Below are 25,020 nucleotides of genomic sequence, written 5' to 3'. Positions count from 1 at the left end.
CATCGCTCAGCGCCTCGGCGCGACGAAGGTGCTGGCCGCCTCGACCTGTTCGCCGCCCTGCTGCGCCGTCACGCGGAAGTGCAGGGGCACAGGCCCGCCGCTGCCGCTCAGTTCCAGGCGCGCCACCGAGACGGCGAAGTCGCGGATCTCGCCCGGCTCCAGGCGCTGGTCGAGGGCGCCCTGCAGACGGTAGCCGCTGGCCTCGGCCAGGTTCAGGCGGTAGCGCTGCGCCTGTTGGGTCTTGTTGATCAGCTTGAGGTTGTAGACGTTCTCGATCTCGCCGGCCGCGTTCTCGCGGAACAGGCCGCGGTCGCGAGCCACGTCCAGGGCGATCAACGGGCGCGCCTGCAGGGCCCATGCGAAGGCGCCGAACATGGCCAACAGCACCGCCGCATAGCCGACCAGGCGCGGCCGCAGCAGGTGGGTGCGGCCGCCTTCCAGGGCGCGTTCGGAGGTGTAGCGCACCAGGCCGCGGGCGTAGCCCATGCGGTCCATCACCGAGTCGCAGGCATCGACGCAGGCGGCGCAGCCGATGCAGGCGATCTGCAGGCCGTCGCGGATGTCGATGCCGGTGGGGCAGACCTGCACGCATTGCTGGCAGTCGATGCAGTCGCCCAGGCCGAGGGCCCTGGGCTCGGCGTCCTTGCGCCGCGCCCCGCGGGTTTCGCCGCGGGCGGCGTCGTAGGAAATGATCAGCGTGTCCTTGTCGAACATCACGCTCTGGAAGCGCGAGTAGGGGCACATGTGGATGCACACCTGCTCGCGCAGCCAGCCGGCGTTGGCGTAGGTGGCGGCGGCGAAGAAGGCCACCCAGAAGGCGCTTTCCAGGTCCAGGTTCAGGGTGAAGAGGTCCGCCACCAGCGGGCGCACCGGGGTGAAGTAGCCGACGAAGGTCAGCGCCGTGGCCAGGCTGACCAGCAGCCAGAGCCCGTGCTTGGCGCCCTTGCGCAGGTACTTGGCGGTGCTGGGCGGGGCCTTGTCCAGCTTCATGCGCTGGTTGCGGTCGCCCTCGGTGACCTGCTCGGCCCACATGAAGATCCAGGTCCACACGCTCTGCGGGCAGGTGTAGCCGCACCATACCCGGCCGGCCAGCACGGTGATGAAGAACAGGCCGAAGGCGGCGATGATCAATAGTGCCGAGAGCAGGATCAGGTCCTGCGGCCAGAAGGTCGCGCCGAAGATGTAGAACTTGCGCTCGGGCAGGTCCCAGAGCACCGCCTGGCGGCCGTTCCACTGCAGCCACAGGGTGCCGAAGAACAGCGCGAACAGCAGCGCGCCGCCGAGCCGCCGCAGGTCGCGGAAGCGCCCGCTGAAACGCTTGGTGTAGACCGTCGGGGTGACCGCCGAGAGCGGCCTGGGCGGCGGGGTGAAGGCGTGCGGGGCGGCGATCTCGACGATCTTCGCGGGGATTCTCTGGCTCATTGTCGTGGCCCATCAGGCTTGGGATGCGCCGCGACTATAGGAAGCGCCCTGGGCACGAAACAGATTCAGGTTGCCCGCGAAAAACCGGATCAGATGCGCCGCGCCAGGCGTGGCCTGCGCTGTGGCGGTGGCGCGCGGCACGCGGTCGCAGGGCGGTCCAGGCCACGCGGGCAAGGCGTCTGATCCGGTTTTTTGTGGCGGATCTGCCGCTGTTTCGCGACACGACCGCCGGCCATAGTGGCGCCATCACCAGCGGTGGCCCGACGCAGGCCGCCGCAGCAGCCTTGTGAGGTGCCCCCGGCGATGTACCGATACGACGATTACGACCATGCCCTGGTGCGCGAGCGCGTGGCGCAGTTCCGCGACCAGGTGGCGCGGCGGCTGTGCGGCGAGCTGAGCGAGGAGGAGTTCCTGCCGCTGCGCCTGCAGAACGGCCTGTACCTGCAGAAGCACGCCTACATGCTGCGCGTGGCGATACCCTACGGCACCCTGGCGAGCCGCCAACTGCGCGTGCTGGCGCAGATCGCCCGGGACTTCGATCGCGGCTACGGGCACTTCACCACGCGGCAGAACATCCAGTTCAACTGGATCGAGCTGGAGCAGGTGCCGGACATCCTCGAACAGCTGGCCGAGGTGGAGATGCATGCCATCCAGACCTCCGGCAACTGCGTGCGCAACATCACCACCGAGGCCTTCGCCGGCGTCGCCGCCGACGAGCTGCTGGACCCGCGGCCGCTGGCCGAGATCCTCCGCCAGTGGTCGACGGTGAACCCGGAGTTCCTGTTCCTGCCGCGCAAGTTCAAGATCGCCCTGTGCGCCGCCGAGGAAGACCGCGCGGCGGTGATGATGCACGACATCGGCCTCTACCTTTACCGCGACGAAGCCGGCGAGCTGCGCCTGCGGGTGATGGTCGGCGGCGGCCTGGGGCGCACGCCGATCCTCTCCCAGCCGATCCGCGAGGACCTGCCCTGGCAGCACCTGCTGTCCTACGTCGAGGCCATCCTGCGGGTGTACAACCGCCACGGCCGCCGCGACAACAAGTACAAGGCGCGCATCAAGATCCTGGTCAAGGCGCTGGGCATCGAGGCCTTCGCCCACGAGGTGGAGGAGGAGTGGCTGCACATCCGCGATGGCGAGGCGCAGTTGACCCTGGAGGAATACCAGCGCGTCGCCGCCGCCTTCGAGCCGCCGCATTACGCGCAGGCCGCCGCCGACGAACTGGCCTACGGCAGCTCCCTGGCCGCCGATGCCGCCTTCGCCCGCTGGGCCTCGCGCAACGTGCGCCCGCACAAGGTGCCGGGCTACGCCTCGGTGGTGCTGTCGACCAAGCCCGGCGCCGCCGCGCCGCCCGGTGACGTGAGCGCCGGGCAGATGGAACGGGTCGCCGACTGGGCCGAGCGCTTCGGCTTCGGCGAGGTGCGCGTGGCCCACGAGCAGAACCTGGTGCTGCCGGACGTGCGCAAGGCCGACCTGCACGCGCTCTGGCGCGAAGCCTGCGAGGCGGGGCTGGGCACGCCCAACCAGGGCCTGCTGAGCGACGTCATCGCCTGCCCCGGCGGCGACTACTGCGCGCTGGCCAACGCCAAGTCGATCCCCATCGCCCAGGGCATCCAGCAGCGTTTCGAGGACCTGGACTACCTGCACGACCTGGGCGAGCTGAGCCTGAACATCTCCGGCTGCATGAACGCCTGCGGCCACCACCACATCGGCAACATCGGCATCCTCGGCGTCGACAAGAACGGCAGCGAGTGGTACCAGGTCACTCTCGGCGGCGCCCAGGGCAAGCGCGCCGCGCTGGGCCGGGTGATAGGCCCGTCGTTCAGCGCCGCCGAGGTGCCGGCGGTGATCGAGCGCATCGTCCACACCTACGTGGAACGGCGCGGGGCCGGCGAGAGTTTCGTCGAGACCGTCGAGCGCATCGGCCTGGAGCCGTTCAAGGCGCGGGTCTACGCGCAGGCGCAGGTGCCGGCATGAACAACCTGATCCGCCTGGGCGGCGAGGGCGCCTGGCACGACTGCGACGACGCCTGGACGCTGCTGCGTGAGGTGCCGGCGGTGCTGCCCGAAGGCGACCTTATCCTTCCGCTGAATGCCTGGCTCACCTGTAGGAGCGAGCTTGCTCGCGAACAAAGCTGTCCGGAGAAATCGGAGCCGGGTGGTTCGCGAGCAAGCTCGCTCCTACAGAAAAGCGGAGTGTGGCTGGGGCCGGATGATGATCTGCAGAGGTTGCTCGGCCAGCTGGACAAGCTGCCGCTCATCGCCATCGACTTCCCCAGTTTCCGCGACGGCCGCGGCTACAGCCTGGCCTACCTGCTGCGCCGGCGCCTGGGCTGGCGCGGCGAGCTGCGAGCGGTGGGCGATGTGCTGCGCGATCAGCTGGCGCACCTGCGCCAGTGCGGTTTCGACGCCTTCGCGGTGCGCCAGGACAAGTCGGTTGAGGACGCGCTCAAGGGCCTGGCCGGCCTGAGCGTGCTCTACGGGCGCTCGGCGATCGAGCCGCGGCCGCTGTTCCGCCGGCGCTGAAAAGCGGCCCGCTTTCGGGGGTAAGGCCGCGCCGCGCGTGGCGCCGTGCTTGACGCTGTTCCGGTGCGCAGGAAAAATGCCGGCAAAGCGTCGGCGAAACGCCGCCGGCCGTGGCCCACGATTCGAGTGACCCCCTGAAGATGCGTATGCGCCTGATGCTGTTGGGTGGCGGTAATGCCCTGGGACAGGCGCTGATCCGCCTGGGAGCCGAGGAAGACATCGGCTTCCTCGCCCCGCGCCCGCCCGAGCAGGGCTGGGATGCCTCCAGCCTGACCCTGCTGCTGGACGAGACCCGCCCCGACGCGGTGATCAACCTCGCCTACTACCACGACTGGTTCCAGGCCGAGCAGGTCGACGACGCCCGCCTGGCCGCCCAGGAACGCGCCGTGGAGCGCCTGGCCGAACTCTGCCAGCACTACGAGATCCTCCTGCTGCAGCCTTCCAGCTACCGGGTGTTCGACGGCGCCCGCGCCACCGCCTACAGCGAGAAGGACGAGCCGCTGCCCCTGGGCCGCCGCGGCCAGGCGCTGTGGCGCATGGAGCAGTGGGTCCGCGCCACCTGCCCGCGCCACGTGCTGCTGCGTTTCGGCTGGCTGCTGGACGACAGCCCGGGCGGCAGCCTGGACCGCTTCCTCAGCCGCGCCCTGGGCGAGGAGGAGCTGTACCTGGCGGACGACCGCCGCGGCAACCCCACCCCGGTGGACGATGCCGCGCGGGTGATCCTCTCGGTGCTCAAGCAGCTGGACTGCCAGGCGCCGCTGTGGGGCACCTACCATTACGGCGGCCTCGAGGCCACCACCACCCTGGCCCTGGGCCAGGTGATCGTCGCCGAGGCCCGGACCCTCACCGGCCAGGCCCTGCGCGACCCCGTCGCCCAGGCCCACGCGGCGCGCCCGGATGCCAGCGAGGAACCGCAGCACGCGGTGCTCGCCTGCAAGAAGATCCTCCACACCTTCGGCATCAAGCCGCGCGCCTGGCGCGCCGCGCTGCCGACCCTACTGGACCGTTACTACCGTCATGGCTGACATCTCCCCCACCTGCGCCCAGCCCGTCCTCATCACCGGCGGCGCCGGCTTCATCGGCTCGCACCTGGCCGACGCGCTGCTGGCGCGCGGCTACCACGTGCGCGTGCTGGACAACCTGTCCACCGGCAAGCGCGAGAACCTCGACGCGGCCGTGGAGCTGCTGGTCGGCGACGTCGCCGACGCGGCGCTGGTCCGCCGTGCCCTGGACGGCTGCCAGGCGGTGGTGCACCTGGCCGCGGTGGCCTCGGTGCAGGCCTCGGTGGACGACCCGGTGGCCACCCACCAGAGCAACTTCATCGGCACCCTGAACCTCTGCGAGGCGCTGCGCGAAGCCGGCATCCGGCGCGTGCTGTACGCCTCCAGCGCCGCCGTCTACGGCCAGAACGGCCAGGGCACGGCGATAGTCGAGGACCTGCCGAAGGCGCCGCTGACGCCCTATGCCGCGGACAAGCTGGCCGGCGAGTACTACCTCGACTTCTACCGCCGCCAGCATGGCCTGGAGCCGGCGGTATTCCGCTTCTTCAACGTCTACGGCCCGCGCCAGGACCCGTCCTCGCCCTATTCCGGGGTAATCAGCATCTTCACCCAGCGGGCCCTGAACGGGCAGCCGATCACTGTGTTCGGCGACGGCGAGCAGACCCGCGACTTCATCTACGTCGCCGACCTGGTGCAACTGCTGGTGCAGGCGCTGGAGGCGCGGCAGGTGCCGGAAGGGGCGGTCAACGTCGGGCTGAACCAGGTGACCAGCCTGAACCAGCTGCTCGGCGAGATCGGTGCGCTGGTCGGCAGCCTGCCGCCGGTGAGCCACGCCGAGGCGCGCCCCGGCGACATCCGCCATTCCCGTGCCGACAACGGCCGCCTGCTGACGCACTACCGCCTGGAGCGGCCGACGCCGATCGGCGAGGGCCTGGCGCGCCTGCTCGGGCGCTGATCACCACCAGGGCTTGTTCAGCGCCAGGTAGAAGATGCCGCCCAGGCATGCCAGGGCCAGGGCGCTGAGCAGCGCCTTGGGCCCGCGCGCGGCGCTGCGCATGGCGAAGGCGGCGAGCACGATGTAGCCCAGCAGCAGCCCCAGCTTGGCCTGCAGCCACAGCGGCAGCGGCCAGGGCATGGCCAGGTGCACCAGGCCCAGGGCGCTGAGCAGCAGCAGGCTGTCCACCAGGTGCGGCGCCCAGCGCTGCCAGCCGGCCAGGCGCCGGCCCCGCCAGTTCAGCCCCAGGCGCCAGAGGAACAGCAGGCTGCTGAGGATCGCCAGGGTGATGTGCAGGTGCTTCAGCCAGAGGTACATGGGCGGCTCACTTGTATTCGGTGGTGTAGAGCACGACGAACTCGAAGGGCCCCGGCCGGACCTCGGCGCCCGCCAGCAGCTCGGCCTCGAAGGTGGTGTCGAAGCCCAGCGAACGCGGCGAGCGCACCACGTGCTCGACGGGCTGGTTGAAGACTACGTACCGCTCGTTCTGCAGGTCCTTGATCTTCAGCAGCAAACCGGCGGATTCGTGGAGCAGCGCGGTGTTGCCGTCGAGGAGCTGGCCGTTGGCCGGTGACAGCGTGGTGTGGATGACCGCGCCGCCGTCGCACTGCCAATGAAAGTCGAAACGCCGCTGCAGGGGCAACTGGTTCTTGCTGAAACTGCCGAAATCGACCCGCGTCGGCACATCGGTCATCTCGCAGGTGGTGGGCAGGAAGGTCAGGGCGACGCCCGGGAAGGGGTCGATGGGGTAGGCCGGCGGCGTGTTGTTCCAGCGCGAGCCGACGAACAGCGCCGGCTCGCGGAAGTTGATCGAGTACACCCCCGGGGTGTCGATCGGGCCGTTCTTCAGCACCTCGATGAAGCTGTTGGACAGCGAGCCGCTGACGCATTCGCTGGGGCCCAGGCTGCGGTCGCCGACGATGCCCAGTTGGATGCGCTCGGCCACCCCGCCCACCTGTTTGACGCCGACGCCGTCCTTGCCCGAGGGAATCACCCGGTAGACCAGGCCGTTGAGGTTGGTGGCGAAGTCGTTGCCCTGCATGTGGCTGGCCTCGCTGGCCACGCCCAGCACGATGTAGCGCCCGGCGTCCCCGGCCAGGTACTCCTGCAGGCGGCAGGCGTAGTCCAGGGACAGGTTCAGGGTGCCCAGCACGCTGCCCACCGGCAGGCCGGCGCTGATGTAGGTCTCGCCGTCGTAGGTGAACTGCTGGTTGGTGAAGTAGCACTGGTTCGGCTCGACCGGGCACTCGTCGGCGGCGGCCGGCAGCGCCTGCAGCAGGCAGGCGGCCAGGGCCAGGCAGTGGAACAGGGGGCGGCGGCGCGGGTGGATCATGATCTTTCCTCGCTTGGCGGGCCGCCGGCGGCGGCCTGGCAGTCGACCGGGATGGCCCGGTAGGTGTCTTGCTTGTCCTTCTTCGCCGGCATGGCGTAAGTGAAGCTGCATTGCTGCTCGTCCGCCTCGCCCCAGGATACCCGGTAGCTGTCGCGGCCCTTTTCCAGGTACAGGTAGACCAGGTTGTCCTGGCCGACGTAGGCCAGCACCTCGCCGTCGCCGCCGACCTCGGCGCCGAAGGGCACTTCCAGGCCGCCGGCGCGGCGCAGCTCGAGCAGCACCGAGATGCCGCTGCGGGTACGGTAGGGCACCCGCACGATGGCGCCGTAGCGCGGCGCGGTCTTCTGGATGTTCTCGCGGATCTCGACGTCGTCGATGGCGCTCTTGGCGTCCAGCACTATCTCGTTGTGGCGGTAGGGCGTCAGCCCGGTGAGCAGCGCCTTGCCGTCGCCGTCCAGGTGAACGCGGCCGCGCGGCAGCAGGGCGCCCGCCGCGCCTTCGGCCTCGACTATGGCCATGGTCTCGCCCTGGTTCGGCGACAGCGCCACGCCGCCGGAATAGGCGACCAGGCTGCCGCGCGCGGACAGGGACTCGCGGCTGAAGCCGTCGCCCCGCGCCAGGCTGGCGCCCAGCGAGCTGGCGGCGGTGCGCAGGTTGAGGTTGCCGCCATAGGACTGGCTGTTGCCGCCCTCGGCCTGGCTGTCGTTGCCGTACAGGTTGTAGTTCCACTGGCCCTGTTCGCCGGCGATGCCGCTGAGGCTGGTCTGCAGCGAGCGGTTGCGCGCGTCCTGCAGCGACAGGGTGCTGCTCAGGCGCGGCGCGCCGGCCTCGCGGCCCAGCGGGACGCTGACGCTCAGCAGGTACTGGTTGTCGTAGCCGTCGACGCTCTGGAAGCGCGTCGCCGACAGGCCCAGGCTGCCCCAGCCGAAGGTCCGGCTGAAGCCGCCGCTGAAGGTCAGGCTGCGGTTCTCCCCGGTCCAGTAGGTCTGCCCCACGCCGGACAGGTACAGGCTGCCGCCGCCCAGCGCCTGGCTGAGGTTGAGCTGGACGCGGTCGCGCTCGCGGAACAGGTTGGCGTTGTCGGTGTCCAGGGCGTCGGCCGCGGCGGCCAGCCCCAGGTAGCCCTTGTCCGAGCGGCGGTAGGACAGTTGCAGGTGGGTGCCGCCGAAGCTCTTGTTGTAGGCCAGGCGGTAGCTTTCGCCATTGTCGGGCATGCCCTGGCCGGCGGCTTCGCCGGGCAGCGCGTCGAAGCGCGAGACGGTGGCGTCCACCGAGAAGGCGCCCAGCGAGGTGTTCAGCGCGGCGCCGATCAGCGAGGCCATGTAGCTGTCGGCGAGCACCGCGCCGGAATAGGCGCTGAGGTTGTTGCTCAGGCCCCGGCGGTAGCCGCCCTGGACGAATTTCAGCGGGTTGCCGACGTCCTCGCCGCGGTAGCTGCCCGAGGCGACCTGGTAGCGCGAGGCGCCGGGCCTGAGCAGTTCGGCGGCGTAGGAGTAGGGCACGCTGAAGGTCTTCTCGCGGCCGTCGGCCTCGATCACCGTGACCTGCAGGTCCTCGGTGTAGCCGGTGTTGTACAGGTCGTCGATGACGAAGGGGCCGGGCGGGACGCTGACCTGGTGGATCAGTTGCTGGCCCTGGTGGATCTTCACGGTGGCGTTGCTGTCGGCGATGCCGCGCACCACCGGGGCGAAGCCGCGCTCGCTCTCCGGCAGCATGCGTTCGTCGCTCTCCAGCTGCACGCCGGTGAAGGGGATGCTGTCGAACATCTCGCCGGCGGTGAAGTGCTGGCCGAGGGTCAGCTGCGAGGAAAGCCCGGTGAGGTCGCGCTGGGCGTAGTTGTTCAGCGTGCGGTAATGGCTGCCCTGGCGGGTGGTGTCGCCATGGCTGAAGCTGGCGTTGTGGCGCAGGCGCCAGTCCAGCAGGTTGAGGCCGCCGTTGAGGCCGAGGAACAGGTCGTTGCGGGTGTCCTGGCTGTTGCTGGAGCGGTCGAGGTTGCCGGTGTAGCTGAGGAAGCCGGCGTTGATTCCCGAATCCCAGCTCGACGGCGGCGCGTAGTTGCGCGGGCGCTGCTTCACGTAGGCCTGGGGCAGGGTGAGGTGGATGGCCCCGCTGGCGCCGTCCAGGTCCACGCGGCTCTGCGGGACGCGTTCGAGCAGGTCGATGCAGTCGCCGCCGGCGGGCTCGGCGCCGGGAGCGGGCCCGGGCAGCAGCACGCCCCACTGTTCCAGCTGCTCCGGCCCGAAGCAGTAGACCTGGCGCTGCTCGGCGGTGTGCACGATGCGCACTTCCTGCTGGCCGAAGTACACCTTGTTCAGCGTCAGGTCCAGCGAGTAGGTGCCCGGCGGCAGCGCCGAGGGGTTCTTCTCGAACCCGGAAACGTCGGTGCTCATGCCCAGCGTCTCCAGCAGGCCGCGGTCGAAATGCACCTCGCCGGGGCCTTCGGCGGCCAGCGCCGGGGCCGGCAGCAGGGCGCAGCAGAGCCCTCCCAGGCAGCCGAGGCGCAGGGTGCGGGACAGTATCGAAGGGAACACGATGGACCTCGCGCAGGAGGGTTACTCGACGGTGGCTTCGGTCTCGATCAGGCCGCCGAAATCGTTGATCCAGGTGTAGCGGAGCTTGGCGCCGGCCCTGGCCCAGGCCGCCGCGTCCGCGGGCAGGGGAATGCCGTAGCTGCCCTTGGCCGGGACCATCTCCAGGTCGTCGTTGGCGTATTGCCTGGCCCCCGAGCGCAGGTGCAGGCGGGCCAGGGACACCGAGTAGGGCAGGTCGTTGACCGCGCGCAGGACGCGCTTGCCGCCTTCGGCGGCGATGCGCCACTTCAGCTGCTGTGCCGCGTCGGCGGCCGCACCCTTGAGCGCCGCGGGGCGGTAGAACAGCTTGAGCTGCGAACGGAAGGCCACCTGCAGCTTGCCCGCGCTGTTGCCGCTGGCGGCCGCGCCGGCCTTGTCCGGGCTGCTGGAGGGCACTTCCAGGACGTTCAGCCAGAACACCGACTCGCGGTCCTGGGGCAGCGTCCGGTCGATATTGGCGATGCGCAGCAGCAGGCCCTTGTCCGGGTCCACCCGCGATACCGGCGGCGTGACGATGAAGGGCGAGCGCCCCGGGCTGCCGGCGCCCGGAGTGCCCTTGCCGTGGTCCACCCAGGCCTTGATCAGCGAGGGCGTCTTGCCGGTGTTGCGGATATTGACGGTGATGTCCCGCTCGGTGGCCGGATAGACCACGCGGGTGCCGGTGATGACGATGCTGGCGTGGGCCTGCAGGGCCAGCAGGCAAATACCGATCAGCAGAACTAAGTGGGTAGCGGGACGCATCGGGGTCAACCTCCTTCTCCATATAAAGAAGGACTTTCGGTGGAGTCTAGGCGGGGCCGGGGTACTGGCAAGTTCCAGCTGGAAAAGTTGCCGTTGGAACTTGTAAGTGCGGTTCTTTATTCAACTCGCGCATGGACTTTCGTCGATATGTTCATACGCGTGATGGATAGGCCGGGTGCATCCCCCGATGGGGGGGGGATGCACCCCGGGCGGCCGTCAGTCGTAACGGATGGAATACAGCAGAGCGGTGTCGGCGGTACCGGCCGATACCATCTCCGAGGTCTGGACATAACGGGCGTAGTAGGCGAACTCCAGCGGGCCGGCCTCTTCGAGGAGCTTGCTGGTGTTGTTGTCATTGGTACGCAGGTCGATGGCTTCCAGCTCCTCGTTGGCGATCTGCAGCTCGATGCCGGACATGCTCAGGGCTTCGCCGTTGAAGGTGAGGTTGCCGGTGCCCGGGTTGATGTTGGCCGAGCCGAAATCGACCTTGTAGGTCTGGCCGACGGAGCAGCCGTTGAGGGTGATGGTGAAGCGCTGCTCGCCGGCGGTGGAGCCGACGGTGTCGAATTCGCTGGTGGAGATCGACGGCAGGTTGATGGAGGCATCGGCGCCGCCGCCGTTCACGCTGACGTCGCAGGTGTCTTCCAGGACGTGGCCGGTGAAGCTGATCTGGCCGCCGGTTGCCGCCTGGGCGCCGCCGGCTACCAGGGCCAGCAAGACGGTTGCGGGAAGAGTGAGTTTTTTCATGGCGTTTTCCTTGTGTTGCAGGTTTTTCGGTAGGTGAATTCTCCTTGCTTCCTGAGTTTTCGAATATTAGGAATCTTCTGATGCGCCGTAGGCCAATTCTTATGAGTTGGGTAGGCATCGGATAAGGTGGGGTATTTATCTAAAGAAAATAGATCGGGAAGTTTCCGGGTAAGGAAGTTCCCATAATGCCGGTCTTGATATTTCGATCAGTTCCTGGTGAAAGGCGGAAATGAAAAAGCCCCCGGCAATTGCCGAGGGCTTTTTCTTGCGATCTTCCGACTTAGAACCTGTAGCCGAAGCCGATCATGTAGACCCAGGGGTCGACGTCGACGTTGACCTTGGTCTTCTGCACGCCCAGGCCGCTGGGACCGTCGACGCTGGCCTTGGTGTCGATGTCCATGTACCACACGGCGACGTTGACCAGGGCGTGTTCATTGAGCATGTAGTCCATGCCCAGTTCCGCGGCCAGGCCCCAGGAGTCCTGCAGCTTCAGGTTGCTGAAGCCCTGGTCCTTGCGGTTGCTGGCGAGGTCTTCGTCGAAGAAGGTGGTGTAGTTCACGCCCAGGCCGCCGTAGGGCTGGAAGGCGGAGTTGGTGCCGCCCATGGGGTAGTACTGCAGCAGCACGGTCGGCGGCAGCTGCTTGATGTCGGCCAGCTTGCCGTCCAGGCCGGTGAGGCCGGTGGCGCGGTTCAGCCCCTTGACGTCGACCTGGTGGTTGAACGGGGTGGCGGCGACCAGCTCGACGCCGATCTTGTCGGTGAGCAGGTAGCTGAAGGTCAGGCCCAGCTGGGTGTCGCTGTCGACAGTGGCCTTGGTGCCACCGACCTTGCCGCCGTCGAGCTTGATATCGCTGCTGCTGTCGTTCGGGGCAACGGTGGCGAAGCCGCCGCGGACGATGAAGTCACCGGCCTTGTGGCCCTGGATTTCCGCAGCCTGTACGGCGAACGGCGTGGCGACGGCGGCGGCGAGCAGGGAGGCGGTGAGCCAGGACTTGCGCATGATGGTGATGCTCCATGATTTTGGAATAAGCGTTGGTGAACATCATGGTAGACGGCGCTAAGCGGTCCTTCTTGATTCAGCTCAATAAAGCCCCCCTGAGCCGTAGGGGTAATGCCTGCGGCGGATGGTCGCAGGCTACTCACCTTCGTATTCGTACGGTGTCACTTCGTCGGCCTTGAGCTGGTAGCCGGCCTGGGCCAGGTCGCTGTCGATGTGCTTCACCTGCAGGCGCCCGGTCACCCAGTAGGGCTGGTACAGCTCGTCCATCTTCACGCCGCGGGCCTGGTGCACGTAGACGATCTGGTTGGAAGGCGGCGGCGGCACGTGGATGCAGGCGCCGTAGTAGGGCACCAGGAGGAACTCGTTGACCTCGCCGTCCTGGCCCACGTCCAGCGGCACTATGTAGCCGGGCAGCTTCACCTCCTTGCCATCCAGCGCCTGGACCACCGGGGCCGCCGGTGATTGCTGCCTGGCCGCCGGGCCGCTTTCGGCGTTGAGCGCGTCGCTCAGCTGGGAAATGTCGTGCAGCGGCACCGGCGGCGGGGGCGGCGGCGCGCCCTCGGGGATCAGCTGCGGCCAGGTCAGGGTCTGCGGCGTGCCGGCCCAGGCCGCGCCGGCGGCGAGCAGGAGCAGGGCGAGGAAGGCGGAGGCGGTGGTTTTCATGGGGCTACTCAGATTCGGATCGACAGGCCGTCGGCCAGCGACTGGCGGTAGGCGCGCCAGGCCGGCACGCAGCCGATCAGCACGGCGGCCAGCAGTATGCCGCCCAGCAGCGACCACTCATAGGCGCTCGGCGCCGCCAGCGGCAGGAAGATGCCGTAGTTGGCCTGCACGTAGCCCTGGGCCGCGGCGATGCCGGCGTACAGCAGGCCCAGGCCCAGGGCGACGCCGGCCAGGGCCAGGGCGAAGGCCTCGGCCAGCAGCAGGCTGAACACGTGCCAGGGCCGCGCGCCCACCGAGCGCAGGATGGCCATCTCGCGGCGGCGCTCGTTGAGGCTGGTGAGGATGGCGGTGAGCATGCCGATCAGCCCGGTCAGCACGACGAACAGCGAGACCACGAACAGCGCCTTCTCCGCCGTGCCCATCAGCCCCCAGAGTTCCTGCAGGGCCACCCCGGGGAGGATCGCCAGCAGCGGTTCGCCGTCGTATTCGTTGATCTGCCGCTGCAGGGTGAAGGTCGCCACCTTGCTCTTCAGGCCGAGCAGGAAGGCGGTGATGGCGGTCGGCTGCAGGTCCATGTGGCGCGCCTGGTCGGCGCTGATGCGGCCGGCGCCGCGGGCCGGCACGCCGTTCTTCCAGTCGACGTGCAGCGCCTCCATGCCGGCCAGGGAGATGTGCAGGGTGCGGTCCACCGGGGTGCCGGTGCGCCTGAGGATGCCGACCACGGTGAACGGCTTGTCGTCGTGCTGCACCAGGCTGATGGTGCTGACCCCGTGGCTGAGCACGATAGGGTCACCGAGCTTGTAGTGCAGCGCTTCGGCCACCTCGGCGCCGAGCACCACGTCGAACAGGTCCTGGCCGAAGGGCCGGCCCTCGGCCAGCTGCAGCTGCTGGTCGCGGCCGTAGCGGTAGTGCTCGAAGTAGCCGGTGTCGGTGCCCATCACCCGGTAGCCGCGGTGCGAATCGCCCAGGGAGATGGGGATGGCCCACTTCACCAGCGGGCTGGCCTTGACCGTCTGGAAGCTCTCCCAGCGGATGTTGTTGGTGGCGTTGCCGATGCGGAACACCGAGTACAGCAGCAGGTTGATCGAGCCCGAGCGCGCGCCGACGATCAGGTCGGTGCCGGAGATGGTGCTGGCGAAGCTGGCGCGGGCCTCGCTGCGCACCCGTTCCACGGCCAGCAGCAGGCAGGCCGAGAGGGCGATGGCGAAGACCGTGAGCAGCGCGGTGAAACGGCGGTTGGAAAGGCTGGCCAGGGCCAGGCGCAACAGGTACATGCTCAGATCCCGGGGGCGGTGGCGGCGCGGTTGAGGTCGGCCAGCGACAGGCTGCGGTCGAACAGCGGCGCCAGGCCCTGGTCGTGGCTGACGAACAGCAGGCTGGCGCCGGCCGCGCGGCATTCGGCGAACAGCAGCTGGAGGAAGGCTTCGCGGGCGTCGGCGTCCAGCGCCGAGGTCGGCTCGTCGGCGATCACCAGCTCCGGCTGGCCGATCAGCGCGCGGGCCGCGGCGACGCGCTGCTGCTGGCCGATGGAGAGGTTGTCGGCGCGCCGCTGCAGCAGCGCCGCGTCGCCCAGGCCCAGGTGCGCGAGCAGGGCGCGGGCGGCCTCGTCGACGCTGCCGTGGCGCTCGCTGGCGCGTGCCGCGCGGCTGCGCGAGAAGTGGCAGGGCAGCTCGACGTTCTCCCGCACCGAGAGGAACGGCAGCAGGTTGAACTGCTGGAAGATGTAGCCGGTGTGGTCGACGCGGAAGTGGTCGCGGCGCGCGGCGGAGAGCTGCGCCAGGTCCTCGCCGAGCAGGCGGATGCTGCCGCGCTGCGGCCTCTGCACACCGCCCAGCAGGCCGAGCAGGGTGGTCTTGCCGCTGCCGGAGGGGCCCTTGAGGAACAGCGTCTCGCCGCGGCCGAGGGTGAACTGCGGAATGTCCAGCAGCTCCGCCTGGCCAGGCCAGGCGAAGCCGAGGTCGCGGAGTTCGAGCAGGGTGTCCATGGGGCGCGTCAGAACTTCAGCAGGCTGCTGGCCGGGGTCAGTTCGGCGCCCTGCTGGCCGTTCGGGCCGATCAGCTGCACCACCAGCTTCTGGGTGCCGGGGAAGCGCTTGAACAGCGGGGCGAAGTCGAGGCTGGTCAGGGCCTCGGGCGCGGCGCAGGCCAGCTTGTAGTGGGCGTTGATGTCGCTGTGCTGGTGGCCTTCGTGCTCGTCGCCATCGTCGTCGTGATCCTCGGCCTTGGCATTGCCGAACAGTGGGCTTTCCAGCTCCACCTCGGTGACGCCGCACTTGGCCGCGGCCGGTGCCTGGACCAGTTCCAGCGGCTTGCCCAGCTGGGCGCGGGCGGCGGCCACGGTGGCCTGGTCGGCGGCGCTGCTGGCCGGGTGCTCGAAGCCGACGAAGTTCATCGCCGGGCTGTCCACTTCCAGCTCCAGGGTGCCGCCGTCCAGCGCGACGTTGAGCTGGGCCACGCCGTGCTCGTGCTTGCCGAGGCTGCCGTGCTCGTGTTCGTCGTGGGCCTGGGCGGCGGCGAAGGGGATCAGGGCGAGGGCGAGCAACAGCGGGCGCATGGACGTTCTCCGGTGGGGAAATCGAGGGTGCGTTACGTTATAACGAAATATTGCGGCTGGCTAGAGGCCCCGGGGAGATTGGCGCGGCCGCGCCGGCGTGGGAGCATGCCGCCCATGCAGGAGGAAACCACCATGCGAATCCGTGGAAGCATCGGCGACTGGCCGGTGGACCTGACCCTGGAACTGGACGAGGCGGAATGGCAGCGCCTGGGCGTGGCGCTGCGCCACGCGCCCGCCGCACCGGTCGCCGCGCCGGCAGCGCCTGTGGATAACCCGCCGGTGGCGCCCAGCGGGGCCGACCGCCTGTGGCAGGCGGCCCGCGACCTGCTGCGCCAGGCCGGCAGCCGCGAAGGCCCGCAACTGCTGGACGAACTGGCCGCCCTGGCCGGCAGCGCCGGCGCGGCCAAGGGGCTGCTGGTGCGCTTGCGGCACAGCCCGAACGTGAAGATCGAGGTGCGAGAGGGGACCCAGGTGTTCACCTGGGTTGGGGAATAGGGGGTTTTGCTTTTCGTAGGAGCGAGCTTGCTCGCGAACGGAGTTTCCCGGCCATGCCGATGCCAGGCATGAGAGCGCCCTCTCCCTAACCCTCTCCCTGAAGGGAGAGGGAACCGTTCGGAGTCTTCTGATAATTCGGCGTTAGCCGGGCACTGTGATAGGCGACTGAAACCTTACTTCCAACCGGCACGGACAAGCCCCCTCTCCCTTCAGGGAGAGGGCTGGGGAGAGGGAAAGGCGCCAAGCCCAGCATCGGAGCAGCCGGTTGGCACCGTTCGCACGAACCCCGCCACTCAATACAGCAGATTGGCCAGCTTCCGCCGATAGGCAATCACCAGCGGATGCTCGTTGCCCAGCAACTCGAACACCTGCACCAGTGTCTTGCGCGGCAGGTCCTCGCCATAGCCGCGGTTGCGCTGGAACAGGCGCAGCAGGCCATCCATCGCCGCCTCGTACTGCTGCCGGGCCAGTTGCTGCACGGCCAACTGGTAGGCCGCCTCGTCGTCGCCGGCGTCGGCCGCCAGGCGGCTCTTCAGGGTGGCGGCGTCGGGCAGGTCGGCGGCCTGGCGGAGGAAGGTCAGCTGGGCGCGGGCGGCGGCCAGGGCGGCCTTGTGCTCGTCGCTCTTCACCGCGTCCAGCACCGTCTCGGCTTCGCCCAGCTCGCCGCGCTCGGCCAGGCAGCGGGCGTAGAGGATCAGCGCCGCCGCGTTGCTGTTGTCTTCGCCCAGCAGGGCCTTGAGCTGGGCCTCGGCCTCGGCGAAGCGGCCTTCGGCGAAGGCCGCCTCGGCGGCGTCCAGCGGGTTGCCGGCGGGGGCCGCCGGCGGCTGCACGTGCTGCTCCAGCATCTGCCGCACCGCCGATTCGGGTTGCGCGCCGGCGAAGCCGTCGACCGGCTGGCCGTCGCGGAACAGCACCACGGTGGGCAGGCTGCGGATGCCGAAGCGCATGACGATGTCCTGCTCGACGTCGCAGTTGACCTTGGCCAGCAGCAACTCGCCCTGGTAGGACTCGGTGACCTGCGCCAGCATCGGCATCAGCGCCTTGCAGGGTGCGCACCAGTCGGCCCAGAAGTCGACCAGCACCGGCTTGTGGAAGGAGTTCTGGATCACCAGCTGGTCGAAGTCGGCGCTGGTGACGTCGAAAATGTAGGGCGTGTCGCTCATGGGGGCTCTCGTCGGGCGAAAGGGGCGAAAGGATGCTGGTCACTATAAGTGGGGGCGCGGCCGACGGAAACAAGGCAATGCCGCACCGCGCCCTATGTCCCAGGTGAGCACGGCTTCTCGTAGGAGCGAGCTTGCTCGCGAACAGATTCCGCTGCGGGGCTCATTCGCGAGCAAGCTCGCTCCTACGAAGAGCACCCCGGTGCGACCAGCGAGGCAGTCGCTCCTACAGGGGGCGATTGGCGTGATAGAGGCTGACCTTGCGGAATTCGTGGGGCTCGGCCAGGTCCGGCCAGGTGCAGGCGTCGAGGATGTCCAGGCGCCGGTATAGCGGGTGCTGGAAGTCGCGCACCCGCGAGTCGGCCACCAGCGCCTCGCGGCCCTTGCCGAGGAAGGCGTCGAGCAGCGGCAGGTTGGCGCGGTCGTAGAGCACGTCGGCCACCAGGATCAGGTCGTAGCGGTCCTGTTCCTGGAAGAAGTCTTCCGAGTAGCTCAGCCGCACCCCGTTCAGCTCGGCGTTGGCGCGGCTGGCGGCCAGGGCCAGCGGGTCCAGGTCGCAGGCCACCACTTCGGCGGCGCCGGCCTTGGCCGCGGCGATGGCGGCGATGCCGGAGCCGGCGCCGAAGTCCAGCACGCGCTTGCCGGCCACCCACTGAGGGCGCTCGGCCAGCCAGCGCGCCAGGGCCAGGCCGCTGGCCCAGCAGAAGCACCAGTAGGGCGGCTCCTCGAGGATGCGGCGGGTCTCGTCGGGGCTGAACTGGCGGTCCATGTTCTGCGCATCGATCAGCCACAGGGCGATGTCGGTGCCGGGCAGGCGCTCGGCGCCCAGGCGGGCGTCGCCGAGCAGTTCGCCCAGGGCCTGCTGCAGGTCGTGCGGGGCCTTCACGGCGCCGGCTCCAGGCGCAGCTCGCCCAGGGCCTGGGATTGCCCGGGGCGATGGTCAGCGGGCGCAGGCGCCAGGCCAGCTGGCCGTTCTGTGCCACCCGCACGTGCAGTTCGACGCGGCCGCCGCTGGGGAAATCGCCGGGGTCGTAGCGCAGGCTGAAGGGCAGGGCACCGCCGTTGCCCACCAGCTCCAGGCTGGCCAGGGCGCGCTGCGGGCGGTCGCGCTCGTCCATCAGCAGCAGCGCCAGTTCCACCTCGGCGCCGTCGGGCAGGGCGCCGCGGCTGCTGGTGAGCACCCCGGACAGCTCGCGCTGGTTGGCCGGCAGGGGCGCCACGGCGGCCTTGGCCGGGGCGCTGGCGGAGGGCGGCTGCGGAGCGGGTTGCTTGCTCGAACAGGCGGCCAGCAGGGCCAGGGCGAACAGGCAGAGAAGGCGGAGCGGCATGGGCGAAATCCCTCGCGACAGGTTCCAGGGCGGCGCCTGTATAGCCTAAAGCGTGCGGCTTGTCTCGGGGAGGGGCGGATGGGCTACCATTGACATCCATTTCGTCGGGCCATTCCCTGCCATGCATTGTCCCTTCTGCGGTGCCCACGACACCAAAGTCATCGATTCGCGCCTGGTCGCCGAGGGCGACCAGGTCCGCCGCCGCCGCGAGTGCCTGGCCTGCGGCGAGCGCTTCACCACCTTCGAGACCGCCGAGCTGGTCATGCCGCGGCTGATCAAGCAGGACGGCAGCCGCCAGCCGTTCGACGAGGACAAGCTGCGCGCCGGCATGCAGCGCGCGCTGGAGAAGCGCCCGGTCAGCGTCGAGCGCCTGGAGGAGGCCATCGCCCACATCAAGCACAAGCTGCGCGCCACCGGCGAGCGCGAGGTGAAGTCGCGGGTGCTGGGCGAGCTGGTGATGGGCGAGCTGCAGAAGCTCGACGAGGTGGCCTACATCCGCTTCGCCTCGGTGTACCGGCGCTTCCAGGACCTCAACGAGTTCCGCGAGGAGATCGAGCGCCTGGCCCGGGAGCCGTCCAAGGAATGAGCACCGTCGACCAGGCCCACATGGCCCGCGCCCTGGAGCTGGCGCGCAAGGGGCTGTACTCCACCCACCCCAACCCCCGCGTCGGCTGCGTGATCGTCAAGGACGGCCAGGTGATCGGCGAGGGCTGGCACGTACGCGCCGGCGAACCCCACGCCGAGGTCCACGCGCTGCGCCAGGCTGGCGACGCCGCCCGCGGCGCCACCGCCTACGTCACCCTGGAACCCTGCAGCCACTTCGGCCGCACCCCGCCCTGCGCCGATGCCCTGGTGAAAGCTGGCGTCGCCCGCGTGGTGGCGGCCATGCAGGACCCCAACCCGCAGGTCGCCGGGCAGGGGCTGCGGCGCCTGGCCGAGGCCGGCATCGAGGTGGCCTGCGGCGTGCTGGAGGCCGAGGTCCGCGAGGTCAACACCGGTTTCATCAAGCGCATGGAGACCGGCCTGCCCTTCGTCCGCGTCAAGCTGGCGATGAGCCTGGATGGCCGCACCGCCATGGCCAGCGGCGAAAGCCAGTGGATCACCGGCGCCGCCGCGCGCCGCGTCGTGCAGCGCCTGCGCGCGCGCTCCAGCGTGGTGCTTTCCGGCGCGGATACCGTGCTGCTGGATGCTGCCCGCCTGACCGTGCGCCCCGACGAACTGGGCCTGGACGCCGAGCAGACCGCCCTGGCCGCCGCGCGCCAGCCGCTGCGCGTGCTGGTGGACGGCCGCCTGCGGGTGCCGCTTGGCGCCGCCTTCTACCAGGCCGGCCCGGCGCTGGTGGCCAGTTGCGCCGAACGCGACGGCTTCGCCGGCGAGGGCCGCGAACTGCTGGTGCTGCCCGGTGCCGACGGCCACGTCGACCTGGCGAAGCTGCTCGCCGAGCTGGGCGCGCGCGGCGCCAACGAGGTGCTGGTGGAAGCCGGCCCGCGCCTGGCCGGGGCTTTCGCCCGCCTTGGGCTGGTGGATGAATACCTGATCTTCATCGCACCCAAGCTGCTGGGTTCCAGTGCCCGCCCGCTGCTGGAGCTGCCGCTGGAGAAGATGGCCGAGGCCCGCGCGCTGAAGATCGACGACATCCGCGCCGTGGGCGACGACTGGCTGGTCACGGCACGGCCGGTCTGACGGAATTGCCTGCGCCACCCCCTGCGAATGCGGTGGGGTGGCAAACTGAACCTTCCGACTTGCGCCGGCCTGTGGTAAAACGCCACACGCGGCCGCTGCTGTATCGGCCGCGATTGACGTTCTCAGGGCGGGGTGCAAGTCCCCACCGGCGGTGATGGCGCGCAATGCGTCTAGCCCGCGAGCGCTTGCCACGACCGGCCACCGCCGCAGTGACAAGGTCAGCAGACCCGGTGCGATTCCGGGGCCGACGGTAACAGTCCGGATGAAGAGAGAACGGGATGAACCTGCGCAAGGTGCGTCTGCACGCCTGCGCGTCGTGTCCCTTCGATCGGTATGCCCTGTTTTTCCCAAAACAGGAGTTTCAGCACCATGCACCACCCCTTCGTTTCCACTGCGCTGGCTCGCGCCGGCCGGCACGCCTGCGCGCAACCGCATTGCGCCGTCCGGGAGGCCCCATGTTCACCGGCATAATCGAAGCCATCGGCAGCATCCGCTCGATCACCCCAAGGGCGGTGACGTGCGCCTCTACGTCCAGACCGGCAAGCTCGACCTTTCCGACGTCAAGCTCGGCGACAGCATCGCCGTCAACGGCATCTGCCTGACCGCCGTGGAGCTGCCCGGCGACGGCTTCTGGGCCGACGTCAGCCGCGAGACCCTGGCGCGCACCGCCTTCGCCCAGCTCAAGGTCGGCAGCCGCGTCAACCTGGAGAAGGCCCTGACCCCCACCACCCGCCTGGGCGGCCACCTGGTCAGCGGCCACGTCGACGGCGTCGGCGAGATCGTCAAGCGTGAGGATAACGCCCGCGCCATCCAGTTCACCGTGCGCGCGCCGCGCGAGCTGGCCAAGTACATCGCCCTCAAGGGGTCGATCACCGTCGACGGCACCAGCCTCACGGTGAACGCGGTGAACGGCGCCGAGTTCGAGCTGACCATCGTCCCGCACACCCTGGTCGAGACCATCATGGCCGACTACCGCCCGGGGCGCAGGTCAACCTCGAGGTCGACCTGCTGGCGCGCTACCTGGAGCGCCTGCTGCTCGGCGACAAGGCCGCCGAGCCCGCCGCCGCCGGCATCACCGAAGCATTCCTGGCCGAAAACGGCTTCATGAAGCATTGACAGGAGCTGCCCAGATGGCACTCAACAGCATCGAAGAACTGGTAGAAGACATCCGCCAAGGCAAGATGGTCATCCTCATGGATGACGAGGACCGCGAGAACGAAGGCGACCTGATCATGGCCGCCGAGTGCGTGCGCACCGAAGACATCAACTTCATGGTCAAGTACGCCCGCGGCCTGGTCTGCATGCCCATGACCCGCGAGCGCTGCGAGCGCCTCGGCCTGCCGCTGATGGTGCAGCGCAACGGTTCGGGCTTCGGCACCAAGTTCACCGTCTCCATCGAGGCCGCCGAAGGCGTCACCACCGGCATCTCCGCCGCCGACCGGGCGCGCACCGTGCAGGCCGCCGCGGCCAAGGACGCCGTGGCCGCCGACATCGTCAGCCCCGGCCACATCTTCCCGCTGATGTCGCAGCCCGGCGGCGTGCTGGCCCGCGCCGGCCACACCGAGGCGGCCTGCGACCTGGCGCGCATGGGCGGCTTCGAGGCCTCCGGGGTGATCTGCGAGATCATGAACGACGACGGCACCATGGCCCGTCGCCCGGAACTGGAAGCCTTCGCCGAGCAGCACGGGATCAAGATCGGCACCATCGCCGACCTGATCCACTACCGGCTGATCCACGAACGCACCGTCGAGCGCCTCGCCGAGCAGCCGCTGGACACCGAGCTGGGCCAGTTCCACCTGATCACCTACCGCGACTCCGTGGAAGGCGAAGTGCACCTGGCGCTGACCCTCGGCAGCATCTGCGCGGAGGAGCCGACCCTGGTGCGGGTGCACAACATGGACCCGCTGCGCGACCTGCTGATGGTCAACCAGGCCGGGCGCTGGAGCCTGCGCGCGGCCATGGCCAAGGTGGCCGAGGCCGGCAGCGGCGTGGTGCTGCTGCTGGGCCACCAGGTCGGCGGCGAGGACCTGCTGGCCCACGTGCGCGAGATCGCCGCCAGCGCGCCGGCGCCCAAGCCCACCACCACCTACAGCACCGTCGGCGCCGGTTCGCAGATCCTCCGCGACCTGGGCGTGCGCAAGATGCGCCTGATGTCGGCGCCGATGCGCTTCAACGCGATATCCGGTTTCGACCTGGAAGTTGTAGAATACCTGCCCGCCGAATGAACCCGCGCCGCCGTGCCCTGGCACGGCGGCAGTGTTCTTCTACCCTGATTTCGCGGAGCGTCGCCGACGCTTTAGCTCTTTAACAGACGAGACCTGTCCATGACCCTGAAGACCATCGAAGGTACCTTCATCGCCCCCAAAGGCCGCTTCGCCCTGGTGGTTGGCCGCTTCAACAGCTTCGTGGTGGAAAGCCTGGTGCAAGGCGCCATCGATGCGCTGGTGCGCCACGGCGTCGCCGAAGGCGACATCACCATCATCCGCGCCCCGGGCGCCTTCGAGATCCCCCTGGTGACCCAGAAGGTCGCCCAGCGCGGCGAGTTCGACGCCATCATCGCCCTCGGCGCGGTGATCCGTGGCGGCACCCCGCACTTCGAATACGTTGCCGGCGAGTGCACCAAGGGCCTGGCGCAGGTTTCCCTGCAGTTCGGCGTGCCGGTGGCCTTCGGCGTGCTGACCGTCGACTCCATCGAGCAGGCCATCGAGCGCTCCGGCACCAAGGCCGGCAACAAGGGCGCCGAGGCCGCGCTGTCCGCCCTGGAAATGGTGAGCCTGCTGTCGCAGCTGGAGGCCAAGTGAGCAGCAACGACAACGGCGCCCCGTCCAAGCCGGCCAAGCCCAACAAGATCGCCATGCGTCGCAAGGCCCGCAGCCTCGCGGTGCAGGCCCTGTATTCCTGGCAGATGGCCGGCCAGCCGCTGAACGAGATCGAGGCGACCTTCCGCACCGACAACGACTTCGGCGACGTCGACGGCGCCTACTTCCACGAGATCCTCCACGGCGTGCCGCGCCTGAAGACCGAGCTGGACCAGGCATTCACCCCCTGCCTGGATCGCCCGCTGGAAGAGATCGACCCGGTCGAGCTGGCCATCCTGCGCCTGGCCACCTACGAGCTGCGCAACCGCCTGGACGTGCCCTACAAGGTGGTGATCAACGAAGGCATCGAGCTGGCCAAGACCTTCGGCGCCACCGACGGCCACAAGTTCGTCAACGGTGTGCTGGACAAGCTGGCTCCGCGCCTGCGCGCCGCCGAGCTGCGCGGCGCCAAGCGCTGAGCCCGCCGCAAGGCATGGGTGAGTTCGAACTGATCCGCCGCTACTTCGCCGCGGCCGCCTGTGCGGCCGCGGCCGATGGCGTGGCCCTGGGCATCGGCGACGACTGCGCCCTGCTGGCGCCGGCCGCCGGCCAGCAGCTGGCGGTGTCCACCGACACCCTGGTGGCCGGCGTGCATTTCCCCGCGCTGTGCGATCCCTTCCTGCTCGGCCAGCGTGCCCTGGCGGTTTCCGCCAGCGACCTGGCGGCCATGGGCGCCACGCCCCTGGCCTTCACCCTCGCCCTGACCCTGCCCGAGGCCGACCCGGCCTGGCTGGAAGCCTTCGCACAGGGCCTCAACCGCATGGCCGCGGCCTGCGGCCTGGCGCTGGTGGGCGGCGACACCACCCGCGGCCCGCTGAGCATGACCCTCACCGTGTTCGGCCAGGTCCCCGCCGGCCAGGCGCTGACCCGCAGCGGCGCCCGCCCGGGCGACCTGCTCTGCGTCGGCGGCGCGGTCGGCGAGGCCGGCGGCGCCCTGGAGCTGGTGCTCGGCCGCCTGGCCGCCGAGCCCGAAGTGGCCGAGCCGCTGCTGGCGCGCTACTGGGCGCCGCAGCCGCAGCTGGCGCTCGGCCAGGCCCTGCGCGGCCGCGCCACGGCGGCGCTGGACGTGTCCGACGGCCTGCTCGCCGACTGCGGCCACATCGCCCGCGCCTCCGGCGTGGCCCTGGTCATCGAGGCCGAACGCCTGCCGGCCAGCGCGCCGCTGGAACGCCTGCTGGGCGCCGAGCGCGCGTTGCAGGCCAAGCTCGGCGCCGGCGACGACTACGTCATCGCCTTCACCCTGCCGCCCGTCGAGTTGCCAGCCCTGCAGGCGCACTGGCCGCAGCTGGCGGCCGTCGGCCGCGTCGAGGCCGGCAGCGGGGTGCGCGCGCTGGACGCCGGCGGCCACGACATCACGCCGCGCCAGGGCGGCTACCTGCATTTCACGGAGTGACCGCAGTGCCCGAACATCCCGACCAAGCCCCCGCCCAGCCCGTACCGCCGTCGGTCTGGCGCAACCCCTGGCATTTCCTGGCCTTCGGCTTCGGCTCCGGGACCCTGCCCAAGGCCCCCGGCACCTGGGGCTCGCTGGTGGCCATCCCGTTCGTCCCGCTGTGGCAGCTGCTGCCGGACTGGGGCTACTGGCTGATGCTGGGACTGACCATGCTGTTCGGCTTCTGGCTGTGCGGCAAGGTCGCCGACGACCTGCGCGTGCACGACCACGAAGGCATCGTCTGGGACGAGATGGTCGGCATGTGGATCACCCTCTGGCTGGTGCCCGAGGGCTGGTGGTGGCTGCTGGTGGGCTTCCTGGTGTTCCGCTTCTTCGACATCCTCAAGCCCTGGCCGATCCGCTGGGTCGACCGCCACGTGCACGGCGGCGTGGGCATCATGCTCGACGACGTCCTCGCCGGGGTCTTCGCCTGGCTGGCCATGCAGGGGCTGGTCTGGGCCTGGGCCACCTGGCTGGTCTGACAACAGCCGACTGAATCACTGACGGCGCAGCGGCGC

General features: G+C 69.5%; 25 protein-coding genes, 2 pseudogenes and 1 riboswitch. Of the genes and pseudogenes, 13 read left to right on the top strand and 14 right to left on the bottom strand.

The window, feature by feature from the left end:
* Positions 1-6: 6 nt before the first annotated feature.
* The gene (gene ccoG / locus PKO50_RS27095; RefSeq protein WP_275627766.1) at positions 7-1,422 is read right to left on the bottom strand and encodes a cytochrome c oxidase accessory protein CcoG; all 1,416 of its coding nucleotides are present in this window, start codon (positions 1,420-1,422) and stop codon (positions 7-9) included.
* A gap of 303 nt (positions 1,423-1,725) precedes the next feature.
* On the opposite strand from ccoG, the gene PKO50_RS27090 reads away from it, so the two are divergent.
* From PKO50_RS27090 to PKO50_RS27075, 4 genes are all read left to right on the top strand, one after another.
* Positions 1,726-3,396, top strand: coding sequence for a nitrite/sulfite reductase (locus tag PKO50_RS27090; RefSeq protein WP_275627765.1), 1,671 nt, complete (start codon positions 1,726-1,728; stop codon positions 3,394-3,396).
* Positions 3,393-3,944 carry a DUF934 domain-containing protein gene (locus PKO50_RS27085; protein ID WP_275627764.1) on the top strand — a complete coding sequence of 184 codons (552 nt, stop codon included), beginning with the start codon at positions 3,393-3,395 and terminating at the stop codon, positions 3,942-3,944. The genes PKO50_RS27090 and PKO50_RS27085 overlap by 4 nt, the downstream gene beginning before the upstream one ends.
* A gap of 140 nt (positions 3,945-4,084) precedes the next feature.
* Complete coding sequence (locus PKO50_RS27080) at positions 4,085-4,969, top strand: sugar nucleotide-binding protein (RefSeq protein WP_275627763.1); 885 nt, start codon at positions 4,085-4,087, stop codon at positions 4,967-4,969.
* Positions 4,962-5,900: an NAD-dependent epimerase/dehydratase family protein gene (locus tag PKO50_RS27075; protein ID WP_275627762.1), complete on the top strand. Its 939-nt coding sequence runs from the start codon at positions 4,962-4,964 to the stop codon at positions 5,898-5,900. The genes PKO50_RS27080 and PKO50_RS27075 overlap by 8 nt, the downstream gene beginning before the upstream one ends.
* On the opposite strand, the gene PKO50_RS27070 is transcribed toward PKO50_RS27075, so the two are convergent.
* The 10 genes from PKO50_RS27070 to PKO50_RS27025 all read right to left on the bottom strand — a co-directional run bounded on the left by PKO50_RS27070 (position 5,901) and on the right by PKO50_RS27025 (position 15,546).
* Positions 5,901-6,257 (bottom strand): SirB2 family protein, encoded by a 357-nt coding sequence (locus PKO50_RS27070; RefSeq protein ID WP_275627761.1) that lies wholly within the window; start codon positions 6,255-6,257, stop codon positions 5,901-5,903.
* Positions 6,258-6,264: 7 nt separating this feature from the next.
* Positions 6,265-7,272 (bottom strand): hypothetical protein, encoded by a 1,008-nt coding sequence (locus tag PKO50_RS27065; protein WP_275627760.1) that lies wholly within the window; start codon positions 7,270-7,272, stop codon positions 6,265-6,267.
* A complete protein-coding gene (locus tag PKO50_RS27060; protein ID WP_275627759.1) occupies positions 7,269-9,803 on the bottom strand; it encodes a fimbria/pilus outer membrane usher protein in 2,535 nt (844 codons plus the stop codon). The genes PKO50_RS27065 and PKO50_RS27060 overlap by 4 nt, the downstream gene beginning before the upstream one ends.
* 21 nt (positions 9,804-9,824) lie before the next feature.
* Complete coding sequence (locus PKO50_RS27055) at positions 9,825-10,583, bottom strand: fimbria/pilus periplasmic chaperone (RefSeq protein ID WP_275627758.1); 759 nt, start codon at positions 10,581-10,583, stop codon at positions 9,825-9,827.
* A 216-nt stretch (positions 10,584-10,799) separates the two neighbouring features.
* Entirely contained in the window at positions 10,800-11,330 is a 531-nt protein-coding gene (locus PKO50_RS27050) for a fimbrial protein (protein WP_275627757.1), read from the bottom strand.
* Positions 11,331-11,610: 280 nt separating this feature from the next.
* Positions 11,611-12,330, bottom strand: coding sequence for an OmpW family outer membrane protein (locus PKO50_RS27045; protein ID WP_109933781.1), 720 nt, complete (start codon positions 12,328-12,330; stop codon positions 11,611-11,613).
* 135 nt (positions 12,331-12,465) lie between these two features.
* Positions 12,466-12,993, bottom strand: a complete 528-nt coding sequence (locus PKO50_RS27040) for a DUF3299 domain-containing protein (protein WP_109933780.1) — start codon at positions 12,991-12,993, stop codon at positions 12,466-12,468.
* Positions 12,994-13,001: 8 nt separating this feature from the next.
* Positions 13,002-14,267 (bottom strand): ABC transporter permease, encoded by a 1,266-nt coding sequence (locus tag PKO50_RS27035; protein ID WP_275627756.1) that lies wholly within the window; start codon positions 14,265-14,267, stop codon positions 13,002-13,004.
* Between the two features lie 2 nt (positions 14,268-14,269).
* Positions 14,270-14,977, bottom strand: coding sequence for an ABC transporter ATP-binding protein (locus PKO50_RS27030; protein WP_275627755.1), 708 nt, complete (start codon positions 14,975-14,977; stop codon positions 14,270-14,272).
* An 8-nt stretch (positions 14,978-14,985) separates the two neighbouring features.
* Complete coding sequence (locus PKO50_RS27025) at positions 14,986-15,546, bottom strand: DUF2796 domain-containing protein (protein WP_275627754.1); 561 nt, start codon at positions 15,544-15,546, stop codon at positions 14,986-14,988.
* A gap of 132 nt (positions 15,547-15,678) precedes the next feature.
* Here PKO50_RS27025 and PKO50_RS27020 point away from each other — a divergent pair, with 132 nt between their 5' ends.
* Positions 15,679-16,041: a hypothetical protein gene (locus tag PKO50_RS27020; protein WP_275627753.1), complete on the top strand. Its 363-nt coding sequence runs from the start codon at positions 15,679-15,681 to the stop codon at positions 16,039-16,041.
* Positions 16,042-16,334: 293 nt separating this feature from the next.
* Here PKO50_RS27020 and trxA read toward each other — a convergent pair whose 3' ends face one another.
* The 3 genes and pseudogenes from trxA to PKO50_RS27005 all read right to left on the bottom strand — a co-directional run bounded on the left by trxA (position 16,335) and on the right by PKO50_RS27005 (position 18,529).
* The gene (gene trxA / locus PKO50_RS27015) at positions 16,335-17,204 is read right to left on the bottom strand and encodes a thioredoxin (protein WP_275627752.1); all 870 of its coding nucleotides are present in this window, start codon (positions 17,202-17,204) and stop codon (positions 16,335-16,337) included.
* A 223-nt stretch (positions 17,205-17,427) separates the two neighbouring features.
* Positions 17,428-18,087 carry a 50S ribosomal protein L11 methyltransferase gene (locus tag PKO50_RS27010; protein WP_109933775.1) on the bottom strand — a complete coding sequence of 220 codons (660 nt, stop codon included), beginning with the start codon at positions 18,085-18,087 and terminating at the stop codon, positions 17,428-17,430.
* A pseudogene (locus PKO50_RS27005) lies at positions 18,084-18,529 on the bottom strand (YbaY family lipoprotein). Before PKO50_RS27005 ends, PKO50_RS27010 begins: the two are co-directional and overlap by 4 nt.
* A gap of 121 nt (positions 18,530-18,650) precedes the next feature.
* Here PKO50_RS27005 and nrdR point away from each other — a divergent pair.
* From nrdR to PKO50_RS26965, 8 genes and pseudogenes are all read left to right on the top strand, one after another.
* Positions 18,651-19,115: a transcriptional regulator NrdR gene (nrdR, locus tag PKO50_RS27000; RefSeq protein WP_089393377.1), complete on the top strand. Its 465-nt coding sequence runs from the start codon at positions 18,651-18,653 to the stop codon at positions 19,113-19,115.
* Entirely contained in the window at positions 19,112-20,212 is a 1,101-nt protein-coding gene (gene ribD / locus PKO50_RS26995) for a bifunctional diaminohydroxyphosphoribosylaminopyrimidine deaminase/5-amino-6-(5-phosphoribosylamino)uracil reductase RibD (protein WP_275627751.1), read from the top strand. Before nrdR ends, ribD begins: the two co-directional genes overlap by 4 nt.
* A 114-nt stretch (positions 20,213-20,326) precedes the next feature.
* Positions 20,327-20,491, top strand: a riboswitch (FMN riboswitch).
* A gap of 176 nt (positions 20,492-20,667) precedes the next feature.
* A pseudogene (locus tag PKO50_RS26990) lies at positions 20,668-21,328 on the top strand (riboflavin synthase).
* A gap of 14 nt (positions 21,329-21,342) precedes the next feature.
* Positions 21,343-22,437, top strand: a complete 1,095-nt coding sequence (ribBA, locus tag PKO50_RS26985; RefSeq protein ID WP_275627750.1) for a bifunctional 3,4-dihydroxy-2-butanone-4-phosphate synthase/GTP cyclohydrolase II — start codon at positions 21,343-21,345, stop codon at positions 22,435-22,437.
* Between the two features lie 99 nt (positions 22,438-22,536).
* Positions 22,537-23,013, top strand: a complete 477-nt coding sequence (ribE, locus tag PKO50_RS26980) for a 6,7-dimethyl-8-ribityllumazine synthase (protein ID WP_043273459.1) — start codon at positions 22,537-22,539, stop codon at positions 23,011-23,013.
* A 53-nt stretch (positions 23,014-23,066) separates the two neighbouring features.
* A complete protein-coding gene (nusB, locus tag PKO50_RS26975; RefSeq protein ID WP_217900408.1) occupies positions 23,067-23,489 on the top strand; it encodes a transcription antitermination factor NusB in 423 nt (140 codons plus the stop codon).
* A 14-nt stretch (positions 23,490-23,503) separates the two neighbouring features.
* The gene (gene thiL / locus PKO50_RS26970) at positions 23,504-24,463 is read left to right on the top strand and encodes a thiamine-phosphate kinase (RefSeq protein WP_275627749.1); all 960 of its coding nucleotides are present in this window, start codon (positions 23,504-23,506) and stop codon (positions 24,461-24,463) included.
* Between the two features lie 5 nt (positions 24,464-24,468).
* Positions 24,469-24,984 (top strand): phosphatidylglycerophosphatase A, encoded by a 516-nt coding sequence (locus tag PKO50_RS26965; RefSeq protein WP_089393371.1) that lies wholly within the window; start codon positions 24,469-24,471, stop codon positions 24,982-24,984.
* The last annotated feature ends 36 nt before the right edge of the window (positions 24,985-25,020 follow it).

The organism is Pseudomonas sp. 273 (assembly GCF_029201425.1).
Taxonomy (GTDB): domain Bacteria; phylum Pseudomonadota; class Gammaproteobacteria; order Pseudomonadales; family Pseudomonadaceae; genus Pseudomonas; species Pseudomonas delhiensis.
This window is presented reverse-complemented; position numbering and strand designations above follow the sequence as displayed.

Excerpts from the sequence above, each read along its gene's own strand:
- nusB (WP_217900408.1), top strand. The coding sequence starts at position 23,067 with ATGCGTCGCAAGGCCCGCAGCCTCGCGGTGCAGGCCCTGTATTCCTGG.
- thiL (WP_275627749.1), top strand. The coding sequence starts at position 23,504 with ATGGGTGAGTTCGAACTGATCCGCCGCTACTTCGCCGCGGCCGCCTGT.
- PKO50_RS27085 (WP_275627764.1), top strand. The coding sequence starts at position 3,393 with ATGAACAACCTGATCCGCCTGGGCGGCGAGGGCGCCTGGCACGACTGC.
- PKO50_RS27020 (WP_275627753.1), top strand. The coding sequence starts at position 15,679 with ATGCGAATCCGTGGAAGCATCGGCGACTGGCCGGTGGACCTGACCCTG.
- nrdR (WP_089393377.1), top strand. The coding sequence starts at position 18,651 with ATGCATTGTCCCTTCTGCGGTGCCCACGACACCAAAGTCATCGATTCG.
- PKO50_RS27045 (WP_109933781.1), bottom strand. The coding sequence starts at position 12,330 with ATGCGCAAGTCCTGGCTCACCGCCTCCCTGCTCGCCGCCGCCGTCGCC.
- PKO50_RS27055 (WP_275627758.1), bottom strand. The coding sequence starts at position 10,583 with ATGCGTCCCGCTACCCACTTAGTTCTGCTGATCGGTATTTGCCTGCTG.
- ccoG (WP_275627766.1), bottom strand. The coding sequence starts at position 1,422 with ATGAGCCAGAGAATCCCCGCGAAGATCGTCGAGATCGCCGCCCCGCAC.
- trxA (WP_275627752.1), bottom strand. The coding sequence starts at position 17,204 with ATGAGCGACACGCCCTACATTTTCGACGTCACCAGCGCCGACTTCGAC.
- PKO50_RS27090 (WP_275627765.1), top strand. The coding sequence starts at position 1,726 with ATGTACCGATACGACGATTACGACCATGCCCTGGTGCGCGAGCGCGTG.
- PKO50_RS27075 (WP_275627762.1), top strand. The coding sequence starts at position 4,962 with ATGGCTGACATCTCCCCCACCTGCGCCCAGCCCGTCCTCATCACCGGC.
- PKO50_RS27080 (WP_275627763.1), top strand. The coding sequence starts at position 4,085 with ATGCGTATGCGCCTGATGCTGTTGGGTGGCGGTAATGCCCTGGGACAG.
- ribD (WP_275627751.1), top strand. The coding sequence starts at position 19,112 with ATGAGCACCGTCGACCAGGCCCACATGGCCCGCGCCCTGGAGCTGGCG.
- PKO50_RS27065 (WP_275627760.1), bottom strand. The coding sequence starts at position 7,272 with ATGATCCACCCGCGCCGCCGCCCCCTGTTCCACTGCCTGGCCCTGGCC.
- ribBA (WP_275627750.1), top strand. The coding sequence starts at position 21,343 with ATGGCACTCAACAGCATCGAAGAACTGGTAGAAGACATCCGCCAAGGC.
- PKO50_RS27025 (WP_275627754.1), bottom strand. The coding sequence starts at position 15,546 with ATGCGCCCGCTGTTGCTCGCCCTCGCCCTGATCCCCTTCGCCGCCGCC.
- ribE (WP_043273459.1), top strand. The coding sequence starts at position 22,537 with ATGACCCTGAAGACCATCGAAGGTACCTTCATCGCCCCCAAAGGCCGC.
- PKO50_RS27030 (WP_275627755.1), bottom strand. The coding sequence starts at position 14,977 with ATGGACACCCTGCTCGAACTCCGCGACCTCGGCTTCGCCTGGCCTGGC.
- PKO50_RS27070 (WP_275627761.1), bottom strand. The coding sequence starts at position 6,257 with ATGTACCTCTGGCTGAAGCACCTGCACATCACCCTGGCGATCCTCAGC.
- PKO50_RS27040 (WP_109933780.1), bottom strand. The coding sequence starts at position 12,993 with ATGAAAACCACCGCCTCCGCCTTCCTCGCCCTGCTCCTGCTCGCCGCC.
- PKO50_RS27050 (WP_275627757.1), bottom strand. The coding sequence starts at position 11,330 with ATGAAAAAACTCACTCTTCCCGCAACCGTCTTGCTGGCCCTGGTAGCC.
- PKO50_RS27035 (WP_275627756.1), bottom strand. The coding sequence starts at position 14,267 with ATGTACCTGTTGCGCCTGGCCCTGGCCAGCCTTTCCAACCGCCGTTTC.